At 68.3% G+C, this 22461-nt stretch carries 16 protein-coding genes; 7 read left to right on the forward strand and 9 right to left on the reverse strand.

What is annotated here, in order from left to right:
* Nucleotide 1: 1 nt before the first annotated feature.
* On the reverse strand, nt 2-1081 hold the full coding sequence (locus tag G6N26_RS17640) for a phosphotransferase family protein (RefSeq protein WP_083015826.1): 1080 nt from the start codon (nt 1079-1081) through the stop codon (nt 2-4).
* Nucleotides 1078-2214: a DUF7064 domain-containing protein gene (locus tag G6N26_RS17645; protein ID WP_083015823.1), complete on the reverse strand. Its 1137-nt coding sequence runs from the start codon at nt 2212-2214 to the stop codon at nt 1078-1080. Before G6N26_RS17645 ends, G6N26_RS17640 begins: the two co-directional genes overlap by 4 nt.
* 112 nt (nt 2215-2326) lie before the next feature.
* Between G6N26_RS17645 and G6N26_RS17650 the strand changes: the two genes are divergently transcribed.
* The 5 genes from G6N26_RS17650 (at nt 2327) to G6N26_RS17670 (ending at nt 7898) form a co-directional block, all read left to right on the forward strand.
* Complete coding sequence (locus G6N26_RS17650; protein ID WP_067168090.1) at nt 2327-2947, forward strand: TetR/AcrR family transcriptional regulator; 621 nt, start codon at nt 2327-2329, stop codon at nt 2945-2947.
* 102 nt (nt 2948-3049) lie between these two features.
* A complete protein-coding gene (locus G6N26_RS17655; RefSeq protein ID WP_083015819.1) occupies nt 3050-4198 on the forward strand; it encodes a phosphotransferase in 1149 nt (382 codons plus the stop codon).
* A 126-nt stretch (nt 4199-4324) separates the two neighbouring features.
* Complete coding sequence (locus G6N26_RS17660) at nt 4325-6085, forward strand: N-acyl-D-amino-acid deacylase family protein (RefSeq protein ID WP_083015816.1); 1761 nt, start codon at nt 4325-4327, stop codon at nt 6083-6085.
* Nucleotides 6086-6097: 12 nt separating this feature from the next.
* A complete protein-coding gene (locus G6N26_RS17665) occupies nt 6098-7453 on the forward strand; it encodes an aromatic ring-hydroxylating oxygenase subunit alpha (RefSeq protein ID WP_083015812.1) in 1356 nt (451 codons plus the stop codon).
* A 184-nt stretch (nt 7454-7637) separates the two neighbouring features.
* Nucleotides 7638-7898: a hypothetical protein gene (locus G6N26_RS17670; RefSeq protein ID WP_020824014.1), complete on the forward strand. Its 261-nt coding sequence runs from the start codon at nt 7638-7640 to the stop codon at nt 7896-7898.
* Nucleotides 7899-7902: 4 nt separating this feature from the next.
* On the opposite strand, the gene G6N26_RS17675 is transcribed toward G6N26_RS17670, so the two are convergent.
* Together G6N26_RS17675 and G6N26_RS17680 are read right to left on the reverse strand one after the other, a co-directional pair.
* A complete protein-coding gene (locus tag G6N26_RS17675; protein ID WP_067168070.1) occupies nt 7903-8559 on the reverse strand; it encodes a response regulator transcription factor in 657 nt (218 codons plus the stop codon).
* Complete coding sequence (locus G6N26_RS17680) at nt 8556-9773, reverse strand: sensor histidine kinase (RefSeq protein WP_067168071.1); 1218 nt, start codon at nt 9771-9773, stop codon at nt 8556-8558. Before G6N26_RS17680 ends, G6N26_RS17675 begins: the two co-directional genes overlap by 4 nt.
* 132 nt (nt 9774-9905) lie before the next feature.
* On the opposite strand from G6N26_RS17680, the gene G6N26_RS17685 reads away from it, so the two are divergent.
* Nucleotides 9906-10286: a hypothetical protein gene (locus G6N26_RS17685; RefSeq protein WP_067168072.1), complete on the forward strand. Its 381-nt coding sequence runs from the start codon at nt 9906-9908 to the stop codon at nt 10284-10286.
* The gene (locus tag G6N26_RS17690) at nt 10279-13131 is read left to right on the forward strand and encodes an MMPL/RND family transporter (protein ID WP_083015809.1); all 2853 of its coding nucleotides are present in this window, start codon (nt 10279-10281) and stop codon (nt 13129-13131) included. Before G6N26_RS17685 ends, G6N26_RS17690 begins: the two co-directional genes overlap by 8 nt.
* Here G6N26_RS17690 and eccCa read toward each other — a convergent pair.
* From eccCa to G6N26_RS26180, 5 genes are all read right to left on the reverse strand, one after another.
* A complete protein-coding gene (gene eccCa, locus G6N26_RS17695; protein WP_067168074.1) occupies nt 13115-17326 on the reverse strand; it encodes a type VII secretion protein EccCa in 4212 nt (1403 codons plus the stop codon). The two genes, G6N26_RS17690 and eccCa, sit on opposite strands and share 17 nt — an antisense overlap.
* A 3-nt stretch (nt 17327-17329) precedes the next feature.
* Complete coding sequence (eccB, locus tag G6N26_RS17700; RefSeq protein ID WP_083015805.1) at nt 17330-18817, reverse strand: type VII secretion protein EccB; 1488 nt, start codon at nt 18815-18817, stop codon at nt 17330-17332.
* Between the two features lie 2 nt (nt 18818-18819).
* Nucleotides 18820-19674 carry a transglycosylase SLT domain-containing protein gene (locus G6N26_RS17705; RefSeq protein WP_232067481.1) on the reverse strand — a complete coding sequence of 285 codons (855 nt, stop codon included), beginning with the start codon at nt 19672-19674 and terminating at the stop codon, nt 18820-18822.
* 246 nt (nt 19675-19920) lie between these two features.
* Nucleotides 19921-20697 (reverse strand): hypothetical protein, encoded by a 777-nt coding sequence (locus G6N26_RS17710; protein ID WP_083015800.1) that lies wholly within the window; start codon nt 20695-20697, stop codon nt 19921-19923.
* A 263-nt stretch (nt 20698-20960) separates the two neighbouring features.
* Nucleotides 20961-21659, reverse strand: coding sequence for a DUF5631 domain-containing protein (locus tag G6N26_RS26180; RefSeq protein ID WP_232067483.1), 699 nt, complete (start codon nt 21657-21659; stop codon nt 20961-20963).
* Nucleotides 21660-22461 lie beyond the last annotated feature (802 nt).

Genomic DNA, 22461 nt, shown 5'->3' on the forward strand with positions numbered 1-22461 from the left:
CCTACCCGGCCAGCACCTGCGCGATGCGGTCGTCGCGCGGCAGCACCGGCCCGTCGTCGAGGGGTTCGTCGATGCCCAGGTCGGTGAGCCCGGCTTTGGTCATCAGCGAGGTGCCGTAGGCGGCGAGCACGAGTTTTTGATCGTCGCTGTGGCCGTCCTCGACGAGCATCGCGCCGATGAGGCAGATGACGGCCATCTTGAAGGCGTTGAAGGCCCGGTACCAGGCTCGGTTGGCGACGCTGATCCCGCTGGCCGACTCGTAGTGCGCCAGCAGGGCCTCGATGGGCAGGGCCGCGGGGTGGCTGTTGATCCCGACCGGCTGCATCCGCAGCATCTCGAGCCAGCCGATGTCGGTGAGCGGGTCGCCGACGGTCGTCATCTCCCAGTCGAAGACGGCGCTCACCTCGCCGGCGGTGAAGGCGAAGTTGCCCGGTTTCGCGTCGCCGTGCACCAGCGCAACCCTGGGGCACGGGTCGGGCTTGGCGACGAGCAGGGCCTCGTGAAGGCGCTCCAGGGCGGGCAGACGGTCGCGCTTGACCCGGTCCATCTCGGCGGCCCAGTGGCCCAGTTCGCGGTCCAGATGGTCGGCGCCGTCGTCCAGTGTGTCCAGCCCGGTCCGGGTGAGGTCGACGGCATGGATGGCGGCCAATTGTTCGACCAGGCTCTGACACATCCGGACCACCGTGTGGTCGGCGGCGCCGGCGGGGGGCTCCATTTCGTACACGTCGCCGTCGACCCGTTCCATGACGAAAAACGGCCGGCCGAGCACCTCGCCGGACGGTTCGAGCCACAGCGCCGGCGGGACGCGGACCGGCGTGTCGGCCAGGGCGCGCAGGATGGCGAACTGCCGCGCGAGATCGTAAGGCTCGAGCAGCGCGGGCGGTGGGGGCCGCAGCCGCAACACCACGTCTTGGCGGTCGTCACGGCCGCCGCGCCGGGAGATGACGCTGAGCGTCATCATCTCCGCCGAGTGCCCGAAGCTCACCCGATCGATGCCCTCGAGGCGGACGTCGTCGGCGTCGGGCACCTGCGCACGCACCCACTCGGTCAATCGTCGTTCCCGATCCGCGTCCAGGGTCACTGCCGAACCCCTTCGCCGTCTTCCTGCAAGCGATCGACCGGGGTCTTGTCCTGAGTGAAGGCGGACATATCCATCGCGGTCCAGTTGGGGTACCGGGCATAGCCCTGTCCGCCCATCAGCAATTCGAAGATGCCCCAACCGGTCTCGCCGTCGCGCTCGAACCGCATCAGTTGGTCGAGTGCCATCGATTTGTCCTCGGTCTCGGACAGTTGGTCGGGATCGCCGCTGTCCCAGGCGAAATGAATGAAGTAGGCGCCGCCGCCGAGGTCTTCGTATTGGCAGTGTGCCATCGGCAGGCCGTAGTAGGCGTTGACCTGCTGGTGGGGCGACTCGGCGATCACCCGATGGGCCTGCCCGTCTTCGTCGGTGAACACGAGCACCGCGCGCGCGGGCCGCTTGCGGTCACCGTCGAACTCGACGTCGTGCTCGATCGTGACGAACCGTTTCGACAGCCTCCCATCGGCGTAGGTGATGCCGCCGTCGACGTAATGGACTGTGCCGTCAGCGGATTCGATGATCCACGCTTCGATGGCGTGGTCGTCGAACCCGGCGTCGAGCCACAGCCAGAAGTCGATCTTGTCCGAGACCCGCACGCCGAAGGTGCGGTCGCGGCCGCCGTGGAAGCCGTCGACGCTGATACGTTCTCCGTCGATCGTCACCCATCCGGTCCATCGACCGGGCTCTTTCATGTGGTACATGTCGGCGAGTAGCTCGCCGTCCCTGCCGCGCACCTTCATGGGCAACAGCTCCCACATCGGGGCGGTGGGTTCGTAGTAGAGCTCCCACTCGATTCCGGAGTTGTTGGGCTCGACGTCCAACCGCCACTTCTTCAGCGGCTCGACGCAGGTCCAGCGCATCGGCCCGGCGCTCAGGTCGCCGCGGTCGTCGCCGGTGACGGGTCGGCCGGACAGCAGGTCCCAGTGCCGGCCGTCGGCGAGGCTGACCTTGACGTATCCCAATCCGCTGCCGGTGTTGGGGTTGTTGCCGTAGCCGCTGGCCAGCAGCATGGTGCCGTCCGGCGATGCGGCGAAGAAGTAGCAGCGATCCGACCACGTCGGATCGGCGTTGTGCACCTGGTCGAAGGTGCTCGGAAGCTGGTGGGTGAACGATTCGTCCGCGGCGGAGTACGCCATCAATCGGCCTTTCTGGCTAGTTTTGCCGTTGCGCTGCAAGGTGTTTCGTCGGGTCGCTCCGATTTGGCATCAGATACTGAAGCAGCGCAACGCATCCCGTAACATCGCCGCCATGGAACCAAGCCGGCGGTGGGGCGACGACCGCGCGATCCTCGACGACGAGGAGGCCCGTAGACGGATCCTGGATGCCGCCGGCCGCTGCATTGTCCGGCGCGGCAACACCCAGTTCCGCATGGGCGAAGTCGCCGACGAGGCCGGGGTGTCGCGCTCGACGGTGTACCGCTACTTTCCCGGCCGCGACGATGTCCTGCTGGGCTTGATGCTGTCGCGTGTGGATACCGCGCTCGGCGAGCTGGTGCGGTCACTGCCCACGCCCGACGATCCCGTTCGGTCGGTGCCCGAGATGGTGCTGGCGCGGGTGGAATCGGTCGACGGCAACCCGCTGAACGAAGCACTGTTCGCGGCCGAGAGCACCGCGGTCGCCTCGGCGCTGGAGAAGGGGTCCGAACCGATCGTCGAGTTGCTGCTGCAGCACTACGGACCGTTGCTCGACCGCTGGAAAGCGGCGGGACTGCTCTACCCCGACGTCGACTTCCGGTCGATCGTCCAGTGGCTGCACAGCGCGACCCTGTTTCTGCTGGCGCCCTCATGGCGCTACCGCTCCCCGGCCGACAAACGCCAATTCGTCGAACAACTCGTGGTGAGGGCCCTGGTTCCACAGATCAGACAATAATCGTATATTGTCTGATGTCCAGACGTTCGATTGGTTTTCTCCGACGGCGTTGGTGTCGATGACGCAGCGGCGGGGTCGCGTTGAAAACCGGGATGGGTGGACATGAAAACCTCTGTGGGACAAGCTTTCTCTCTCCTCGGACTGGCCGCCCACCTGGGCCGCGGCGCGGGCCGGGTGGCGACCGATGCGGTGGTGGGCGGCCGATTCGGCTTGCCCCGGACCGTCGAGGAGATCGATCCCGCGGTGCTCTCCCGCGTCATGGGAACCACGGTCCGGTCGATGCGCGTGCTGAGCAGCGACGCGGGCACGTCCTCGCGGGCCCGGCTGGTGCTGACCGGCAAGGACGTCCCGGAGTCGGTGTTCGTCAAGGTCGCGGCGAAGACCGCCGCCACGCGGCTGATGGGTGAGCTCGGCCGGCTCGGGCACACCGAGGTGCGCTTCTATCGCGAGCTCGCGCCGCAGGTCATCGGCGTCCCCTACTGCTACGGCGCGGCGTTCGACCCGTGGACGGGCCGGTACCTGCTGGTGCTGGAGGATCTGCCGGCCGAGTCGTGCGAATTCCCGGACACCTTGCACCCGCTGTCGACCGACCAGGCCGGCCTCATCGTTGAGCTGCTGGCCGAACTGCACGCCACGTTCTGGGGCCGGCTGCCGCGCGATGGGCGCGGGTCCCTGGGCTGGCTGTACACGCCGTCCGGGGACGTGACGTCCCTGCTGACCGGCTCGCTGATGCACACCTCGATCAAGCGCCTTGCCGAGCGCACCACTTGCTCTGTCGATCCGAAGGTCGACACTGGGGCCTTCATCGCCGACAACTACCGCGCCGTCGCCGCGCTCATCGACACTCCCCCGCACACCGTCATGCACGGCGACGCCCATCCCGGCAACATGTACTTCCACGGCGGCAAAGCCGGACTGCTGGACTGGCAGGCGGTGCGACGCGGGCACCCGAGCCGCGAGCTCGCCTACACCCTGATCACCAGCCTGACCCCGGAGGACCGGCGGGCCAGCCAACGCGACCTGCTCGACGACTACCGGCGGGCGCTGGTGGCGGCGGGCGGCCCCGAGCTGGACCGCGACGACCTGTGGCTGCGGTTCCGCCAGGGCGCGCTGTATGCCTATGTCGCCCCGCTGATCACCACCGGGATGGGCGGAATGCAGGTCGAAGACATCGCCATGGAAGGCCTGCGCCGGGGCGTCGCCGCGCTCGACGACCTGGAAACCGTCGCCGCCCTGAAGAGTTCTCTGTAGGGCGTGCGAATTCCGCTGAAGCTATTGCCTTCGCCGCGCGACGAGTTACGCTACCTACCGTAGCGAAATGCGGTATGCCTTCCGCTCAGCCCTCCGAGACAGCCCGCGGCGGCGAAGAGGAGTCTCATGTTCGACCTCAAAATCACCGGTGGAACCATCGTCGACGGCACGGGAGCCGAGCGCTACCGCGCCGACATCGGTATCAAGGGCGGCAAGATCGTCGACGTCGTCCGCCGCTCCGCTGACGGGCCCGAGATGGGCGGGGAGGCGGCCGAAACCATCGATGCGACAGGGCATGTGGTGGCCCCCGGTTTCGTGGACATCCACACCCACTACGACGGCCAGGTGACCTGGGACGGCCTGCTGGAGCCGTCCAGCGGCCATGGCGTCACGACGATCGTGACCGGTAACTGCGGCGTCGGCTTCGCGCCCGTGCGGCCCGGCACCGAGCAGTGGCTGATCGAACTGATGGAGGGCGTCGAAGACATTCCCGGCACCGCGCTCACCGAGGGCATCACCTGGGGCTGGGAGACCTACCCGGAGTACCTCGACGCGATCGGCAAGCAGAAGTTCTCCGTCGACGTGGGCAGCCAGGTCGCCCACGGCGCCATCCGCGCCTACGCGATGGGCGAGCGGGGGGCCCGCAACGAGCCCGCCACCCCCGACGACATCGAGGCCATGGGCCGGCTGGTCCGCGAGGCGATCGAAGCCGGGGCGCTCGGCTTCTCGACGTCACGCACGATGGGGCATCGCGCCATGGACGGCGAGCCCGTACCGGGCACGTTCGCCGCCGAGGACGAGCTGTTTGGCCTCGGTCGGGCCATGGCCGCCGGCGGCCAGGCGGTGTTCGAGCTGGCCCCGCAGGGTGCCGCGGGCGAGGACATCATCGGCCCGAAGAAGGAACTGGCCTGGATGCGACGGTTGAGCGGCGAGATCGACCGGCCGGTGTCGTTCGCCCTCATCCAAGTGGACGCCGATCCCAACCTGTGGCGCGAGATGCTGGACCTGTCCGCAGACGCGCACGCCGCGGGCGCGCGGCTGTATCCGCAGATCGCGGCGCGCCCGTTCGGCATGATGATCGGATTCCAGGGCCACCACGGATTCAGCCACCGGCCCACCTACCGTCGCCTCAAAGCGGAGTGCAGCCGCGAGGAGCTCGCGCAGCGCCTGGCCGACCCCGCGGTGAAGGCGGCGATCCTGTCCGAGGACGACCTGCCCGCCGATCCCACGCTGTTGTTCGACGGGATGTTCGCCCTGGTGCAGCACTCGCTCGGCCGGCTATATGCGCTCGGCAATCCGCCCGACTACGAGCCCACCCCGGACCGCACCGTCGCCGCGATCGCCAAGGCCCGCGGCGAGGACCCGCTGTCCACGCTGTACGACCTCATGCTCGAGTCCAACGCGACCAACATGCTGATGCTGCCGCTGTTCAACTACGCCGACGGCAACCACGACGCGATCCGCGAGATGATGCTGCACCCCGCCGGCGTGCTCGGACTGTCCGACGGCGGCGCCCACTGCGGGATGATTTGCGACGCGTCCTATCCGACCTTCCTGCTCACGCACTGGGCCCGGGACCGGCACCGCGGCGACAAGCTGTCGCTGGAGTACGTGATTCGCAAGCAGTCCCGCGACACCGCCCACCTGTTCGGGCTCACCGACCGCGGCACCATCGAGCCCGGCAAGAAGGCCGACATCAACGTCATCGACATGGACGCCCTCACCCTGCACCCGGCGGCGATGGCCTTCGACCTGCCGGCCGGCGGGAACCGGATCCTGCAGGGCGCCAGCGGCTATGCCGCGACCATCGTCAGCGGAACCGTCACCCGCCGCAAAGACGTCGACACCGGGGCCCGGCCCGGACGCCTGGTACGCGGGGCCCGCTGAGAGCTCCGCCCCATGGCAACGGCCGCCGGCAATCCGACGCGCACCCGCTCGCACCACCAGGAGGATGCGATCGGCACCCCGCCGGAGAACCCGACGCTGGTGCCGGCTGAGCGTTACTACTCACCCGCCTTCGCCGCGCTCGAGGTGGAACGGATGTGGCCCCGGGTGTGGCAGCTAGCGTGCATGGTCGACCACGTCGCGGCGCCCGGCGACTATTTCGAGTACCGCTGCGGGCCGTACGGGGTGCTGATCGTCCGCGACGACGATGGAGAGCTCCGCGCGTTCCAGAACGTGTGCCGACATCGCGGCAATTCGTTGTGCACGGGCTCGGGTTCGGGCCTGCGCGAACTCAAGTGTGGTTATCACGGGTGGACGTGGGACCTGGCCGGTGCGCTCAAACGGGTGCCGGACCGCAAGGGCTTCGGCTCGCTGCGCCTGTCCGACTTCCCGCTGATACCGGCCCGGGTCGAGACGTGGGCCGGGCTCGTCTTCGTCAACCTCGACATGGGCGCAATGCCCCTGATCGAGTACCTGGAGGAGATGCCCGACGACATCGCCTGGTGCCGTCTGGAGGACTTTCGCTGCTACGCCACGCTCACGGTCGACGTCGACGCCAACTGGAAAACGATCGCCGACGGCTACAGCGAGACCTACCACATCCAGACCCTGCATCCCGAACTGCTGCGTTGTGTCGACGATATCCATGCACCGCAACAGATTTGGGGTCACACCGGCAAGTCCGATCAGCCCTATGGCGTCCCGAGCCCGCGCTTGGGCGGCACGCTGAGCGACGAAGACGTATGGGATGCCTACGTCTACACGCAGGGAGCGCTGATGGGCGCGGCCGAGGGCACCCCCTTCCCCGCCGACGAGCGCCGGCCCGGACAGACGGTGGCCGAAGTGATCGCCGAGCGGACCCGGGCCTTCGCCGCGGGCCGCGGCGTCGATCTCACCTGGGCCGACACCGACCGAATGACCCGATTGCACCAGTACAACGTGTTTCCCAACATGACCTTGCTGACCAACGCCGACCACCTCACCGTCATGTGTTCGCGCCCCGGCGCCGACCCCGATAAAGGCGAGCTGGTGATGTTCTTGATGACCCGGATGGCGCCGGACGCGCCACGCTCCAAGCCGGCCGACGTGCGCCTGGCCGCCGAGGCGGCCGAGCCGGGCTCCGGACCAGGAGTTGTGCTCACCCAGGACATCGCGGTGCTGCCCGGGTTGCAGCGCGGCATGCATCAGCCCGGCTTCACTCACTTGGTGTTGTCCAGCGAGGAACGTCGCGTGATCAACATGCACCGCAACCTGGAGCGCTACCTCGACCTGCCGGCCGCTCAGCAAATGAGCGGCGGCTCGGCGAAATGATCTCTCGCAACATAATTCGTGTTCACACGGCGAAAGTGGCCCCGAGCGATTTAGAATCCCGCTTGTGATGACCCCGTCTTACCCCTGGGGGGACGATCGAGGGCAACTTTCGCGTCAGCTACGGCTGCCGTATCACACGCTCCGCCGCCGGCGAGCACGACGTCTGTGCCACAGTTTCGAACGGGTGGGTGTTCGAACGGCACCGGAGCGGCTGCGAGAAATGCTGGCGGGCGCGCCGCTGGCCGCTCACGAATTGATCAACGTGAACTTCGCGTTGATCGCGATTCAGCTCGACCGCGAGTCCCGAGCCGCGCGATACAAGCGGCTCAAGCAACGCGGTGCCCGCTCGCTGATGCTCGCGGGCCTGATCATGGTGGTGCTGAACTTCCTCGTGTGCATGGCCTACGTCATGCTGAACCTCGCGGAACAGTCGGCTCCGCTGTAGGTCCTCAGCGCGGGGCGACGATGCCGTTGTCGTACGCATAGACGATCGCGGCTGCGCGATCCCGCAGGTCGAGCTTGCCGAAGATCCGCCCGATGTGGCTTTTGACCGTGACGCCGGAAATGCAGAGTTCGCCGGCGATTTCCGTATTGGACAGGCCCCGGCCCATCAAGGTCAGGACGTCGAGCTCGCGGCTCGTCAACTCGGCGAGCGCGGTGCCGCGCGGGCCGGGCGCCGCCTTGCGGTAGGTGGTGAGCACCCGCGAGGTCACCGCGGGATCCAGGTAACTGTCTCCCCTGGCGACCGCGCGCACCGCGCGGATCAGCTCCTCGGCGGAGGAGTCTTTGAGCACGAAGCCGGCCGCGCCGGCGCGCAGCGCCCCCGACAACAGCTCGTCCTCGTTGAAGGTGGTGAGCGCGAGCACCGGCGGCTTGCCGCCCAGCCTGCGGGTGGCCTCGATGCCGTCGACGCGGCGCATCCGCAGGTCCATCACGACGACGTCGGGGCGGTGCTCGGCGACTGCCGCGGGCACCTCGTCGCCGTCCGCGCACTCCGCGACGATGACGAAACCGTCCTTGCGGCGCAGGATCCGGCGCAGGCCCGACCGCACCAGGTCTTGGTCGTCGACCAGGAGCACGGTGATCTCGGGTGCCGGGTCGGTCATTGCTTGCACCACCACGGGCGCCAGGTGCTGTCGCCTTCCTGTAGCGGTATCTCGGCGCACACCGACCACCCGTCGCGGGTCGGGCCGGCGTCAAGCGCGCCGCCGAGCAGGTCCACACGCTGGCGCATGCCGCGCAGCCCGCGTCCCTCCGGCGATGGCGCGGCCACGACCGCGGCCGGAACCAGATTGCTGACGGCGAGCCGGGCCGACGCCGGCGAAATATCGAGCACCACACTGGCTTTCGATTCAGGCGCATGCTTGGCGATGTTGGCCAGCGACTCCTGGGTGATGCGGTAGAGGGCGAGACCGACCGCGGCCGACACGTGATCGGTGGGTCCTTCGACGCACAGCGTGACCGCCAGGCCGGCCTGCTGAAAACCGTGGACGAGGGCCGGGACATCGTCGAGGCCGGGTTCGGGCGTGGTCTGCGCCGTTTTGGTCGGCCAATTGTCGAGCAGCCCGACAGTGCGGCGGATGTCGGCCATCGCCTGGCGGCCGAGCTTTTCGGCCTGTTCCAGCGCATCGACCGCGTCATCGACGTCGCGATCCTGCTGTAGCGCGCGGCGCGCGCCGGTCACGTGCAACAGGGTGATGCTGAGCGAATGCGCGATGACGTCGTGCACTTCGCGCGCGATGCGCCGCCGTTCGTCGGCGACGGCATGCTCGGCGAGCATGTCCTGCGCCTCGATCTGTTCGGCCAGCAGCAGCCGCTGCGTCCGCATCAGGTAGCCGAGCAGCCAGGCCACCGCGATGAAACCCAGGTACAGCGCCACCGCGTCGAGGCGGTGCAACGCGGACGCGGTGAGCAACATCGCGGCCGCGGACGCGGTGGCCAGGAAGCCGCCGAGGACCGACGCCAACGTCGCGACGGACAAGACCATCAGGACCAACAACGCGGGTGCGAAATCAGCGTGAATGGGCGTCGATGTGGCGAAGAGCGTCAGCGCGGCGCCCGCCGACCAGGCCGCCCACAACGGCCCCGGGACGATCTTCGTGTTGAAGACGAAAAACATCACCTCTGGCGACAGGGCAAGGGCGAACGCGGTCAGCGCCACGGGCCAGTCGGACACTGGCCGCTGCAGCGTCCCGATCAGGCCGCCGAGCACGAGGGCGGCATCGACCGCGATCAGCGACGTCCACGTGATGCCGACGGGAATCAGCTCGCTGCGTCGGCGAAGCTGCTCCCGCACGTGATCCGCGGCGGCGCGCAACATCGTCCAATCCTAGAAGAGCGCGTGTCTCCTCACATCATGCCGAGGTCGGCACCCGTCTCCGCCCGTGGTAGGAGACAAAGACTGAACTTCGGCACGACGCGCAGCCGGCGGCCGCTTTCCTAACGTCGAGTCATGACATGGACACTGCTGCACGACCGCATGGCCTTCATGGCCGAAGTCATCAAGGCCGCCGAGACGGACCCGCAGGCGGCACTTGTGTTGATCGACAACTCATCCGAGGTGCCCGCGCTGTTCGGCGACGCGGAAGGCCTGATGCTTTCGCTCGGCCAGCGCTGGATCACCATGCTGGTGGCCAAGCTGGACCAGGCGGCCCACGAGGGCGCGTCGGCCGAACAGGTGCGAGCCGACCTCGAAGCCGCCGAGCCCGGCCTGCACGCGCTGGTGAGGATCGGGTCACGCCGCTCGGTCCGGGTGCGATCGCTCTCTCGGGGCGAACACGTGGCCGTGGGCCTTTTCGGCGGGCCCGCCGGGGATCGGCAGACCGTTGCATGACCGATCGGGGATGCTGGCGCGGCTGACCGGCCGCTACGCGATCCTGATCGTGGGCCTGTGGGTGCTGGCGGCCGGCGTCGCCAATCTAGCGGTCCCCCAATTGGAACGAGTTGTCGAGACCCACGCCCGATCCTTCATGCCGCCCGCCGCGCCCAGCGCGGTGGCCGCCGCCCGCGCGGCCGAACTGTTCAACCAGACCCCCAGCAACAACTTCGTTTACGTTGTGCTGGAACGCAATCAGCGGCTGACACCGAGCGACCGCCAGTTCTATGACGCGCTGACGACGACGCTGGGTTCCGATCACCGTCACGTGTATGCGGTGACCGATCTCTGGTCCCAACCCGCGACGGCCGCGGGCGCGCAGAGCTCGGACGGGCGGGCCGTCAGCGTGATGGTGCGGCTGGCCGGAATGCTCGGCACCTCCCAGGCTCGCGACTCGGTGAATTCCGTGCGCGCCGCCGTCCAGAAGCTTTCGCCCCCGGCCGGCCTCGAAGTCCATGTCACCGGCCCGGGCGCCACGATTGTCGACGAGTTCTCCGCGATCGACCGGCAGATGCTCGGGATCACCGCCGCCACGATCGGCCTCATCCTGCTGTTGTTGCTGATGGTGTACCGCTCGCCGGTGGCCGCCGCGATTCCGCTGATCTCGGTCGGCCTCGCGCTGGCACTGGCCCGCGCCATCGTCGCCGCGCTGGGCCAGGCCAATATTGTTGAGGTGTCGCTGTTTTCGGTGGCGCTCATGGCGGCCATGACGCTGGGCGCGGGCACCGACTACGCGATCTTCCTGGTCGGCCGCTATCACGAAGGGCGCCGCCGCGGCGTCGCGCCGGAGCAGGCGCTCACACAGGCCTATCGTTCGATCGCACCCGTCGTGATCGGATCGGCGCTGACCGTGTCGGTGGCGCTGGCCTGCCTGGTGTTCGCGCATGTGGGCTCGTTCCGCAGCGCCGGATTGCCGTGCGCCATCGGCATTCTGGCAACCATGGTGGCCGCGCTGACCCTGACCCCCGCGCTCATGGGGTTGGCCGTGCGTCGCGGATATCTCGAACCGCGCCCGTCGACCACGGCGCGGCGCTGGCGCCGCGTCGGCACCTCCGTGGCCCGCTGGCCCGGGCCGATCCTGGCTGCCGCGTTGGGGTTGACCCTGCTCGTCGCGCTCCCGCTGGCAGGCATGCGCATCGGTTTCAACGAGCCCGCCGCCACGCCGTCGTCGACCGACTCCAACCGCGGCTATGCCAGCGCCGACCGGCATTTCGCCGCGAACGCGCTGCTGCCCGATGTCATCGCGATCCAGGCGGATCACGACCTGCGCAATCCGGCCGGCCTGATCGCGATCGAACGGGTCACCCGCCACATCATGGCCGTCCCCGGCGTGCGTGCGGTGCAGTCCGCCAGCCGACCCGACGGCAAGGTGCCCGAACAGGCGACGCTGAGCTATCAGGCCGGCGTGCTCGGCCGTCAGTTCGGCGACACCATGGACTCGCTGACCCGGCGTCTGCAGCGGGTCTCCGAATTGGACGGCGCGCTGGCGCAGACCCAGACTGCCGTCGACGGACTCGGCAAGGGATTGCGCGGCGGCAGCGCGGGCTTGGCCGACATGTCCGGCGCCGCCGAAGACATGCGCGCCGGGATGGACGGATTGCAGCGCAACGTCACCACCGTGTCGGGCTACCTCGACCCGCTGCGCGACGTCGTCGGGCGCACGCCCGACTGCGCCGCCAATCCGATCTGCTCGACGGTGGACCGGGTGCTGCAACCCGTCGACAGCCTGGTGCAGACTTCGGCGCGGCTCGACGCCGGCGCGACGAAACTGACCAGTGGCTCGAGCACGGCCGCCGCGGCGATGGCCGGCCTGCCGCAGAGCGTGACGACAATGAAAGACGCCCTGGGACAGGCTCGTTCGGCTACCCATGACCTACTGACGCTGACCGATACGCTCGGACCACAGATGCGTCAGCTGACCGACTACATGAACGAGATCGCCACGCAGTTCCAGGGCAGCGCCGTGGCGGATTTTTATATGCCGCAGCGGGCGCTGACCGACCCGCGTTACGCAGCCGTGTTGAGCCGCCTGATCTCCGAGAACGGCCGCGCCGCTTATCTTCTCGTCTATGGCGACGGGTCGGAGTGGGGCGCCGACGGCGCCCAGCGGGCAGACCAGGTCCGTACCGCCATCAAGGAGGCCACCAAGGAGGGCGCCCTGACGCCGGTGGAGGTCGACCTCGCCGGTGTCGGGCCGGTGACCGCCGATCTGCAGCGCTTCGTCGCCGGTGACACCACCCTGCTGGTCGGTGCCGCGCTGGTGCTCATCTTCTTGATCGTCACCGCGATGCTGCGCAGCCCGGTCGCCGGGCTCGTCGTCGTCGGCACCGTCGTGTTGTCCTACGCGTCGGCCATTGGTGCGAGCGTGCTGATCTGGCAGCACCTGCTTCATCAGGATCTGCATTGGGCCGTGGCGCCGATCGCGTTCATCGCGCTGATCGCCGTCGGAGCCGACTACAACCTGTTGCTGGCGCTGCGCATCAAACAGGAGGCGGCGGCGGGCCTTCGGACCGGCATCATTCGCGCCTTCGGCGGCACCGGCGGAGTGGTCACGGTCGCCGGCATCGTCTTCGGCCTGACCATGCTGGCCTTGCTGAGTAGCAGCGTGCTCAGCATCGCCCAGATCGGCACGACGATCGCGGTCGGGTTGTTGCTCGATACCCTCGTGGTGCGCGCGTTCGTCGTGCCGTCCATCGTGGCGCTGCTGGGCCGGTGGTTCTGGTGGCCGAGTCCGCTTCCCCGCCGCGCCGCGGCCGCGGAGGTGAAAACGCCTGAGCCGCAGCTGGTTACTGCGGGGGTGTGAACGACGACGGCAGCCCGACCAGCACGCCTTCGACGTCGCCGTCGGCGCTCACCAGCAGCCCCCGCCCCGGCGGCAGCGCCTGGGCGCGGACGTTGCGGTTGATCCGGTTCTGCGGGTCGTTGTCCATATAGAGCTGAGCGACTTTCGCCGAGTTCTGGAACCTGATCCACGGATCCATTTGCAGCGTCGCCCAGTTCGCGCTGTTGCGGGTGGTGAACACGTGCAGGCCGATCTGGCGGGCACGCTCCATCAGCTTCCACAACGCTGCTCCCACCGGCGGCTTGGGCGGGTAACTCTGATCGGGGCGCAGATCCCCAATGTCGTCGATGAGCACGAAATGCCGTGCGCCTTCCCACGGCTTGAGCGCGCGTAGCTCCTCCTGGCTCAGACCCTTGGGAGGCAGCCGGGGCAGTAGCACCTGCTGCGCCAGGGCGGTGATCACCTCGTCGATCTCGTCCTGGTCGTAGGCGTACGCGCGCACATAACCCGGCCCGTGCAGATCGCGCAGGCCGTGCGGGGCGGTCTTGGGGTCGATCAGGGTCAGCTGCGCTTCCTCGGGGCTGAAGCGGTTCATGATCGCCTCGCCAATTGAGACCAGCGACAAGGTCTTTCCGCAGCCCTGCCGCCCCAGGATCATCACCCCCGGGCTTTCGCGCAGCTTGATCGGGACCGGTCCCAGTTCGTGGCGTTCGCCGATGGCAAACGAGATCGACAGGTCGTCCCCGGTCGGGTGGGCGGCCTCGTATTCCAGGATCGCCTTGAGTTCCACCCGCGCCGGGAGCCGCTGCAGGGTTGCGTGCTTGGTCACGCCGGCGACGTCCGCGATGCGGGCGCCGACGTCGACGATGTTGACCATCGCGCCGGTGGCCGGGTCGGTCAGGGCCGGCATACCGACTCTCAGCTCGTGCAAGCTGTCGGTCAGACCGAAGCCGGGGCGATTCAGGGTCCGCCGCGCCGCGTCCCGCGACTCGAGCGACGAGTGGCCCATCTGGCTTTCGCTCGGGTCTGCCAACCGCAATTGGATTCGCGCCGTGGCGTTTTGCAGCAGGCTTTGCCGTTGCCCGTGAATCCAGCCGCCGGCGCTGCACATCACGTGCACCCCGTATTCGGGACCGCGGCTGCTCAGCGAGATGATGCGGTCGCCCAGGACGGTGTCCTTCGAGTACAGGTCGTCATAGTCGTCGACCACCACGAAGACATCGCCGAACGGGTCGTTGGCGTCGGTGCCGCCCAGGCCGTCGCTGCCCGGCGCGAACCGGCGCTCGCGGAATCCGTCGAGGTCGATCTTGAGCCGCCGGAACGAATCTTCGCGCGCGTCGATCAGGGCGTCCATGCTGCTCAGAATGCGCTCGATGCCCTCGGCGTCCTTCGGCGAGACGATGTCGGTGACGTGCGGCAGTGACGCGGCCTGGGCGAGGGTCGCCCCGCCGATGCAGAAGAACGTGACGCGGGCGGGGCTGTACATCGTTGCCGCCGAACACATCAGCGTCATCAAGGTCGTCGTCTTGCCGCGCTGCTTGGCCCCGACGACGATCACGTTGCTGCGCAGCGCGTCGACCGCGTGCACCACCTGCTTGGACTCTTCGGGAATGTCCATCACACCCACCGGGAACATCAGGCCCGCGTTGCGGCCGTAGTCGACGTGCCAGGGCTTGCCCCGGTATCCCGCGACCAGAACGTCAATCGGCTCCGGATTCTCCAGCGGCTCCAGCCACGGCCGGCGCGGCGAGCGGTGCGGCACGTTGTGCAACGACTCCCGCAGCACGTCGACGATCTTCTTCCGCTTGAAACCGTCCTCGTAGTACAGGAATTCGTCGGGCTCGGCGTCCACCGCGGCGGCGGCTTCCAACGCGGTGGCGTCGGCGGCATCCAGCGGCTGGAACTGCCAGTTGTACAGCCGGGGCTTGGTCAGGGTCATGTCGACCGTCTCGGCGACTTCCTTGGTCTTGGGCACCACGAACGGAGCGGAGAGGTAGAAGCAGCGGAACGGCTCCAGGTCGCGCGGCCCCACCTTCAGCAGGCCGAACCCGTTCTCCTTCGACGGCAGGTGGTAGGCGGCGTCCGAGCCGATGACCTCGCGGCTGTCGTCGCCCGACTCGGCGCGCAGTGCGATGCGGAAGGCGATGTTGGACTTGACCTTTTGCAGCGAGGACAGATCCAGGCGCTGGCCACCGAGCATGAAGAACACGTTGGCGCCGCGGCCCTCCTGGCCGATGTGGATGATGAGGTTGATCCACTTCTCGTGGTTGGCGAACAGTTCCAGGTACTCGTCGACGATGACGAGCAAGACGGGCACCGGGGGCAGGTCGCGCCCGGCGAGGCGGATCTCCTCGTAGTCGTTGGCGTCGCGCGCGCCCACCGAGGTGAACAGCTCGTAGCGTTGCTTGATCTCACCGTCGATGACCCGGCGCATCCGCTCGGCCAGGTGGCGTTCGTCCTTGCCGAGGTTGGACAGCGCGGCCACGACGTGCGGGATGCCGAGGATGTCCTGGGCCGCCGACTCGAACTTCATGTCGACGAAGATGACGTTGAACGTCTCCGGGGAGTGGGTCAGCGCGATGCCGTAGACCAGCGACAAGAAGAACTCCGACTTACCCGAGCCGCTGGTGCCGATGACCACGGAATGAAAGCCGAAGCCGCCGAAGTCCTTTGCGCGGATGGTGACGTTCTGCAGCTCGCCGTTGGGTTTGGCCCCGACGGGGACCTCGCACCAGCGCTCGTCGCCGCGGCCGCGCCGCTCGGCCCACAGCCGGTCGACGTCCAGGTCGCGTGGGTCGCTGATGCCCAGGGCGCGCAGCAATTCGGTTGCGCCGCTGACGGAATCAGCGATCTCGCTGCGGCTGGTCGGTGACCAGCGCGCCATCGCCCGCGCGTAGCGGTAGGCGCGGTGCACGGAGAGCTGGTCGGCGTGCGCGAAGAACTTGTTGCGCACCCGCAGCAGGGGCGCCGGGCGGCCGTCTTCTCCGTCGGAGTCCGAGCCGTTGCGGTGCAGGGCGATTTCGCCATTGACCGAACCGTTGGGTGACCTGTGCCGCTCGCTGAGCTCGAACACCTGGTCGGCGGCGAAGCCCACGCCGGTGCCGACGCGTGAGGCGATGCGCAGGAGGGTGATTCCCGCCTTGCCGACCTGGCCGACGACGCTCTCCCAGGCATCAGGGCTACCGGTGTTGTCGTCGACGATCACCAAATGCGGGCCTAAATCGACGGTGTCCGTGGCGGTTTCCAGGGCCGACCCCATCGCGGTGGGGCTGGCCGCGGCCAACGGCGTCCAGGCGCCACGCTTGCCCTTCATGTGCAGCTCGGCGCCCAGGGTCTCTTCGAGTTCCTCCGGCGTGGCGAAGACCAGGCGCCGAAACCCGCACGCGTCGAACAGTTCGTCGTGCAGGTTGTGCGGCAGCCAGACGATCCACGACCACACCTCGGGGTTGCGCGTCACCACCATCAGCTTGACGTCGCGCGGGTTGTGAAAGACGGCCAGCGAGCACAACACCGAGCGCATCAGCGATCGCAGCCGGTCCAGGTCCTCGCCCACGAAGCTGAAGCCGGGGGACGACCGCAGGTTCACGACCTTGGCGATGTCGCGAATCTTGCGCTGCTCCAAGATGAAATCGCGCAGCGCCTGCCCGGTGACGGGTTCGAGCTCCTCGTCGGAGGCGATGTCGGGCCAGGTCACCGAGAGCACCGAGTCCGGTGCGTGCTGCACGCCCGTGCCGAGCCGCGCCTCCAGGAAGTCCGCGTCGGCGCGGCCGCGTTCCCACATGCGCGGGCCGCCGATGATCGCGCCCAGGCCACGCGGGTCGGAATGCACCGAGTTCTGCCATTCGCGTTGGGCGCACACCGCGGTCTGGATTTCGTCACGGTTGCCGTCAAGATCGCGCAGGTAGCGGCGACGGCCCTTCTCCATTTCGCCCCAGGTGATCTTGCGAGCGCGGCCGAAGCGGCCAGAGAACGCCAGCATGCTGAACGCGCCGATGCCCATCAGCGGGAAAAAGCCGGTGGTCAGGCTGCGGACACCGGAAACATAAAGCATGACGATGGTGCCGATGAGCGCGACGATCAGCGCCGGCACACCGATCATCACCCAGATGTTGCGTGGCTCGCGTTCCGGCAGCGCGATCGGCGCGCTGGGTGCTACCCGAACCGGTTTCGGCGGCTCGATCTTGACGCGGTTGATGGGGAACGCTTTCTTGGACATGTTTTAGCCTCCCGGCTTCGCCGATGTCGTCACCACAGCCACCTTGCCCAGCGCTGGTACGGTGTCACGCGCCAAAAGCGCTGCCTCCCTGGACAGCGCGGGACCCGAAGCGAACGTGCGCAGCAGCGGCCAGGGCGCCTGTAACGCTGAGCCCGGGTCAAGCCCGAGCGCCCGCAGCGTCGTCTCGTCGTTGGCGATCCCGAACCGAACCCCGTTGTCGGACACCCAGAACAGCGATTCGCGGGAGTCGGAAGTGACCACGCCGCTGGTCGATGTCACGAAATTCGCCGCACCCGGCAACACCAGCACCTGGTTGGCGACCACTGATGCCGGGTCGTTGTCGTCACGCACCAGATGAACGATTCGGTTGTCCAGGTAGGACGGTGTCGGCAGACCGCGCCCGTTGTAGACCACGACGCGGGCCCGCGGATCCGTCGACGCCTTCTCCCAGCCGACGCAGGTCGTCGGATCGGCCGCGGTGTCAATGAAATTCAGGCGCTTGGTCGGGTAGTAGTCGACGGCCAACGAGCTCACCTCCGGGATGTTGACCAGCACGTCGGGGGTCACCACGCGCGGCGCGGTCGACCCGTACGAGTTGGCGCTGCGCAACAGGTCCGCCACGAAGCTGGTGACCTTTTGCACCCCCTCGGGCAACAGGACGTAGAACTGCTTGCCGCCGCTGGCGGTTTGGGCCTGCAGCACCGCGCCCACCTGTGATCCCGAAACCCACGTCGATGGCGTGCCCGCCAGGGGTACCTGGGGGACGCCGAGCGGTTCGGTCGCCGGCAGCGCGTCGTAGAGGGCTCGCGAAATCTCCACCGGCAGCGTCACTCCCGGGTCGAGCCCCAGGCTGAGCGTGACCGCCCGGTTGACCGGATCGATCTGGGAGCGCTTGCCGCCCCAGATGACATAGGTGTTGCCCTCGAACGTGACCAGCAGCCCGGCGTCGTCGCGCAGCGGTGTGGCGCGGTCGTAGGCGTCGAGCTGGCCGGCGATCGAGGTCACCACCGGCCGTTCCGGGCTGCGCGGGCGTCCCGCGGTGTCGCACACCGCCCAGGCCGAGGTCGCGCCCCGATGGACCGGCATTGCCGCCGGCGCCCCGGGGATGCCGACCAGCGGCCCGGTCGGATACTTCGCTATCTCGGCGGGTTTCACCCAGGTCGGCTGATTCGCCGTCCCCGTCGCCAGCCGCGCGGACGTCAAGTTCAGCGCCGGGTAGAGCCGGCCGTCGATCTTGGCGTAGAGCGCCCCGGAGTCGCGGTCGCCGATGATTGCCGAATCCCCCACGATGCCAGTGGGTTTCAGCACATTCAGCAGCAGCATCCAGCCCGAGGCGATAGCCACGAGGAGCACTGACAGCACCAACGCCGCCGTCTGCTTGCGGTCGTCGTGTTTCATGCGCACCGTGAAGCGGGTGGTGGCGGCCCGCAGCCGCCGGTTGTAGAACAGGTGCCCAGAGTTCTGGTCGCGATTAGACAAACTCAGCGGCATGCTCAGTACCCCTTGGGTGCTCGGTGAGGATCGGCCTGCTGAATCCGATCGGCTAGATTCGACGCGTCGACCGCGACCCCGTAGCGGCCCATCGCGTAGTTGATGAACGCGCATGCCTGCGCGACGAGGTTGTGGATGTCGCGCGAGGTCCCCGGCTGGTGGTAGGCCGCGAACGTGGGCGCGATGAATTGCCACGCGCCCTGGCTGGGGGTCCCCCGCGCCGCGTTGGAATCCCAATCGTTGATCGCGTTGGCGTTGTAGTTGGACTCGCGGCGGGCCACCAGATCCATGCCCCGTTCCCAGCGGGCGCGCGCCGCCGGGTCATGAATGCCCTTGATGTCCAGGGCCTTACGGATGGCCGCCAAGACCGCGGGACGGCCTGCGGCCTGGTTTCTGTGCATCGATCGCCTTCGCGGGTAGTGCAATCGGCGCAGGCGCAGGGCGAGCAGCCTTGCGCGCCTGCGCGATCGGGCGATGTGTTGATGCTGGGTCCGCAACCTCGTCGCCGTGCGCGCCATGGCCTCACGCCGACCGATCGGCGTATCGGCGGCCGGGGTCACGTCCGATTCGGCGGCTTCGAGTACCGCCCGCGTCGCTGCGCGGCCGTGCGCATGATCGGCCCGCGCGACCGCGACGATCGCCCCCAGCGCCCGGTCGGTGTGGCTTGAGTGGCTCAGCAGCTTGATCGCGGCGCCCGAGCGAGTAGCCGCCGCGCGCGGCAGCGCAGGTGCGTGTCGCGCTATCGCATCCGTCTGCTCCGAAACGCCACCGATGCGCGGACTTAGGGAGGTGCCCGCGAAGAGATTGTGGGCGCGGGCCAATGCCGCGACCGCTTGCATTCTCAGGGGATCGGCCATCAACTACCCCGCCCCAATCCACCTGTGCGCCGCCACGGCGCCGCATCCTTGCCGGACACTCGAGCTAGTACTCCCACACCCTCCTGGCCGCGGAATCCGCGGTCGCTGCAGACGTACCTAATAGCATGCACGTATCGACAGTTCCGCTGTCAATAACGGGCAACCCAATGTGAGTTGGGGCCGGCCGGCCGCGATTACGTAGCGAACCCTACTGCCGGGCGCAGTGCCCGACCACTCACCTGTTGGCTAGTCCTTGGGTTCGTCCTCGGACGGCATGATCACGATCCGGCGGTTGGGCCTGTTGGTGACCACCGTCGGCTTGGCCTCGCTGGATTTGCTGCCCGGGGCGCTCGGCGGGACCGTCAGGCGGCCCTTTACCGGCTGGCCGTTGGGCACGCCAGGGGCGGTCACCCGCTTCTCGACCGGCTTGTCTTTGTTGCCGCCTTCGCCACCGGCGCCCATTGCACCCGGCGGCATCATCGGCATCCCGGTCATTCCCGTCTGTCCGGGCATGGCGGGCATGCCGCCGGTTGCCGGCATGATCGGGGCCTTGGCGCCGGCCGGGGTCGTCGGCGGCGATGATGTCGGCACCGGCGGCGGGCCAAGTGAACTGGCCGGAACGGTGCCGCCACCGCCGAGGCCGGCACCGCCCCCGGCGCCGCCTCCCAGCCCGGCGCCGCCGGCTCCGACACTGTCGACCAGGTGAGCACTGTCGGCGAGAGATGCGGCGCCGTGCGCACCCTGAACCGCGCTCATCAGCGGCTGAAGGGCGCTTTGGCCGGCCTGCATCGCCTGCTGGGGAAGCTGAGTCATCGGCCCCATGACGCCACCCATCGCGCCACCCATCGCGCCCGTCACGCTGGACAGCATTTGCTGGATCATCTGCATCTCTTGCTGCCCGTTTGCCTCATTGGCCGGGAACTTCGCCGCGGCGTCGGCCGCGTGCGCGCGACGATCCGCGTCGGCCGTTTCGGCATCTGCCGCGTCTTGCGGGACGCCGGTGTTGCCGGCCGCTCCGACCATCCCCTGCCCGCCGTCCACAGGCGAGGCTCCGCCCGGCGGAACAGGAAATGGCCTGGGAATAGACGCTGGTGGTCCGCTACCTAGCCCCAAAGTGGTTGGCAAATCGGATCGGATGGGTCCGCCGGGAGTACCCACAATCTCACCTCCACCCCAGTCGGAAAGCCCGCAAACGTTCGAGGCTTATCCAGGCACTGCCGATTACTCGTACCGCCATTTTGGCATAAGCCGCCCAGAACGGTATTCACCCGAGGATTGAGGTCCCTCTACGAACCGCTTCGATGGCTGATCGCGTCAAACCAGGCCATGTGGTAATTCGTCAGGTATTCGTGGCCGTCGATCAGCGCCTCGATCGCCGCCAAAAGCATCCAATCGCCGACGGCCGCTGGATCGTGCTTGGGATATGCGGTCATCACCGAGTGCTGAATGTCGGCGACACATTCGCGCAACATCTCGACTTCGCGTTCCAGCACGCCCGTCTTTCGCACTGCGGGCGCGGCGACGGCCTGCGCAATCCGCGGTAGTCCGTCGCGGCGGCGCACCGCTTCAACCAACGTCGGGCCGAGCTCATCGACGTGCGGCGCGGCCGAGCGAGCCGGTCGATCGCCGCTTAGTGCGGGTTCGTCGAATCCAGGCTCTGCGACGTAGGTGTTGGCGTGGTGGGCGGCCGCAACCGTGATGGCGCCGAGCAGATCGACGACGTTCGCGTCATGGCGCCGCGGCGTCGGCTCGAGCAGGGTCACGTGGGCGGGCAACCGGACGTGGGGCGGCATCCACCCGCCGGCGAGATCGGTGACCAGCGTCGTGGTGCCGTCGTCGCGGAGGCCGGCCGCCCATGACAGTCGCGGCTCCTGACGAGCGACCGCATCGACGAGCCGCTGGAGCCGCTGCTGTTCGGCCGCCCGGCCGGACACCGCGCCTGCCGTCGCGCCCGTTGCCGCGGACGCTGCCGATGCGCTGGCCATCGCTGACGAACCCGCGCCGGCATGTCCCGCGGCCGCCCCAGCTGCCGTGCGCTCAACCGGCGAGACCAGCGGCCCGCCCGCCGACGGGGACGACGCCGGCGACGGCGCTACCGGCGCACCCGAGATCGGACCGGCCGGAGCGGATGGCACCGACGGTGGTGCCACGACAGGCGGGCGAAGGTCAGAACCGTAGGCGGGCAACGATCCTGATGGGATGGACGGTCCGCCGCCGACTGAGGCCCCGGGCGACGACCACGAACTACCGGTCATGACCGCCGGCGCTACGGACGTGGCTCCGCCGGTTGTCATCGGGGCGGGGGCTGCCGGCGGGGGCGCGTCGACGGGAGGCGTTGCCGCAATGAACGCTCCGGCGCTGGGCACAGTCGGTGCAACTGCCGGCACGCCCTGCGGGGTTTGGGGCGTCCCGCCGTCGAATGCGTTAAACGCTCCCGACGAAAATACTTGCCCCTGAGGGCCTGTCGCCTGGCCCGTCGCAAAGCCCGATGTGAAGGATTGAGCCAGGTTGGGCTGAGCGCCTTGGCCGAGGCCGGCCGGTGACATCGACATGCCGCCGCCTTGAATGCCTGACATTCCTGGCGATACGGTTCCTGCGCCACCCGACAACGGCGCGCCGGTCGGCACACCCGTCGAGGCTCCTGGTGACGGACCCAGGAACTGTGTGCCGTGGCCCTGAAGGCCACCCACTGGCGCCCCTGATGATGGGCCAGCTGTCGCACCGCCACCCGGCGCCTGTACACCATGCCCCTGCAGGCCGCTGACCGCTGACGATGGTCCCGTTGCA

Source organism: Mycobacterium marseillense (genome assembly GCF_010731675.1).
In the GTDB taxonomy this organism is placed as follows: domain Bacteria; phylum Actinomycetota; class Actinomycetes; order Mycobacteriales; family Mycobacteriaceae; genus Mycobacterium; species Mycobacterium marseillense.

Coding starts and splice junctions, on each gene's coding strand:
- G6N26_RS17645 (WP_083015823.1), bottom strand. CDS start 2,214: ATGGCGTACTCCGCCGCGGACGAATCGTTCACCCACCAGCTTCCGAGC.
- G6N26_RS17650 (WP_067168090.1), top strand. CDS start 2,327: ATGGAACCAAGCCGGCGGTGGGGCGACGACCGCGCGATCCTCGACGAC.
- G6N26_RS17655 (WP_083015819.1), top strand. CDS start 3,050: ATGAAAACCTCTGTGGGACAAGCTTTCTCTCTCCTCGGACTGGCCGCC.
- G6N26_RS17660 (WP_083015816.1), top strand. CDS start 4,325: ATGTTCGACCTCAAAATCACCGGTGGAACCATCGTCGACGGCACGGGA.
- G6N26_RS17665 (WP_083015812.1), top strand. CDS start 6,098: ATGGCAACGGCCGCCGGCAATCCGACGCGCACCCGCTCGCACCACCAG.
- G6N26_RS17675 (WP_067168070.1), bottom strand. CDS start 8,559: ATGACCGACCCGGCACCCGAGATCACCGTGCTCCTGGTCGACGACCAA.
- G6N26_RS17680 (WP_067168071.1), bottom strand. CDS start 9,773: ATGTTGCGCGCCGCCGCGGATCACGTGCGGGAGCAGCTTCGCCGACGC.
- G6N26_RS17685 (WP_067168072.1), top strand. CDS start 9,906: ATGACATGGACACTGCTGCACGACCGCATGGCCTTCATGGCCGAAGTC.
- eccCa (WP_067168074.1), bottom strand. CDS start 17,326: ATGTCCAAGAAAGCGTTCCCCATCAACCGCGTCAAGATCGAGCCGCCG.
- eccB (WP_083015805.1), bottom strand. CDS start 18,817: ATGCCGCTGAGTTTGTCTAATCGCGACCAGAACTCTGGGCACCTGTTC.
- G6N26_RS17705 (WP_232067481.1), bottom strand. CDS start 19,674: ATGGCCGATCCCCTGAGAATGCAAGCGGTCGCGGCATTGGCCCGCGCC.
- G6N26_RS17710 (WP_083015800.1), bottom strand. CDS start 20,697: ATGGTCGGAGCGGCCGGCAACACCGGCGTCCCGCAAGACGCGGCAGAT.
- G6N26_RS26180 (WP_232067483.1), bottom strand. CDS start 21,659: ATGGCCAGCGCATCGGCAGCGTCCGCGGCAACGGGCGCGACGGCAGGC.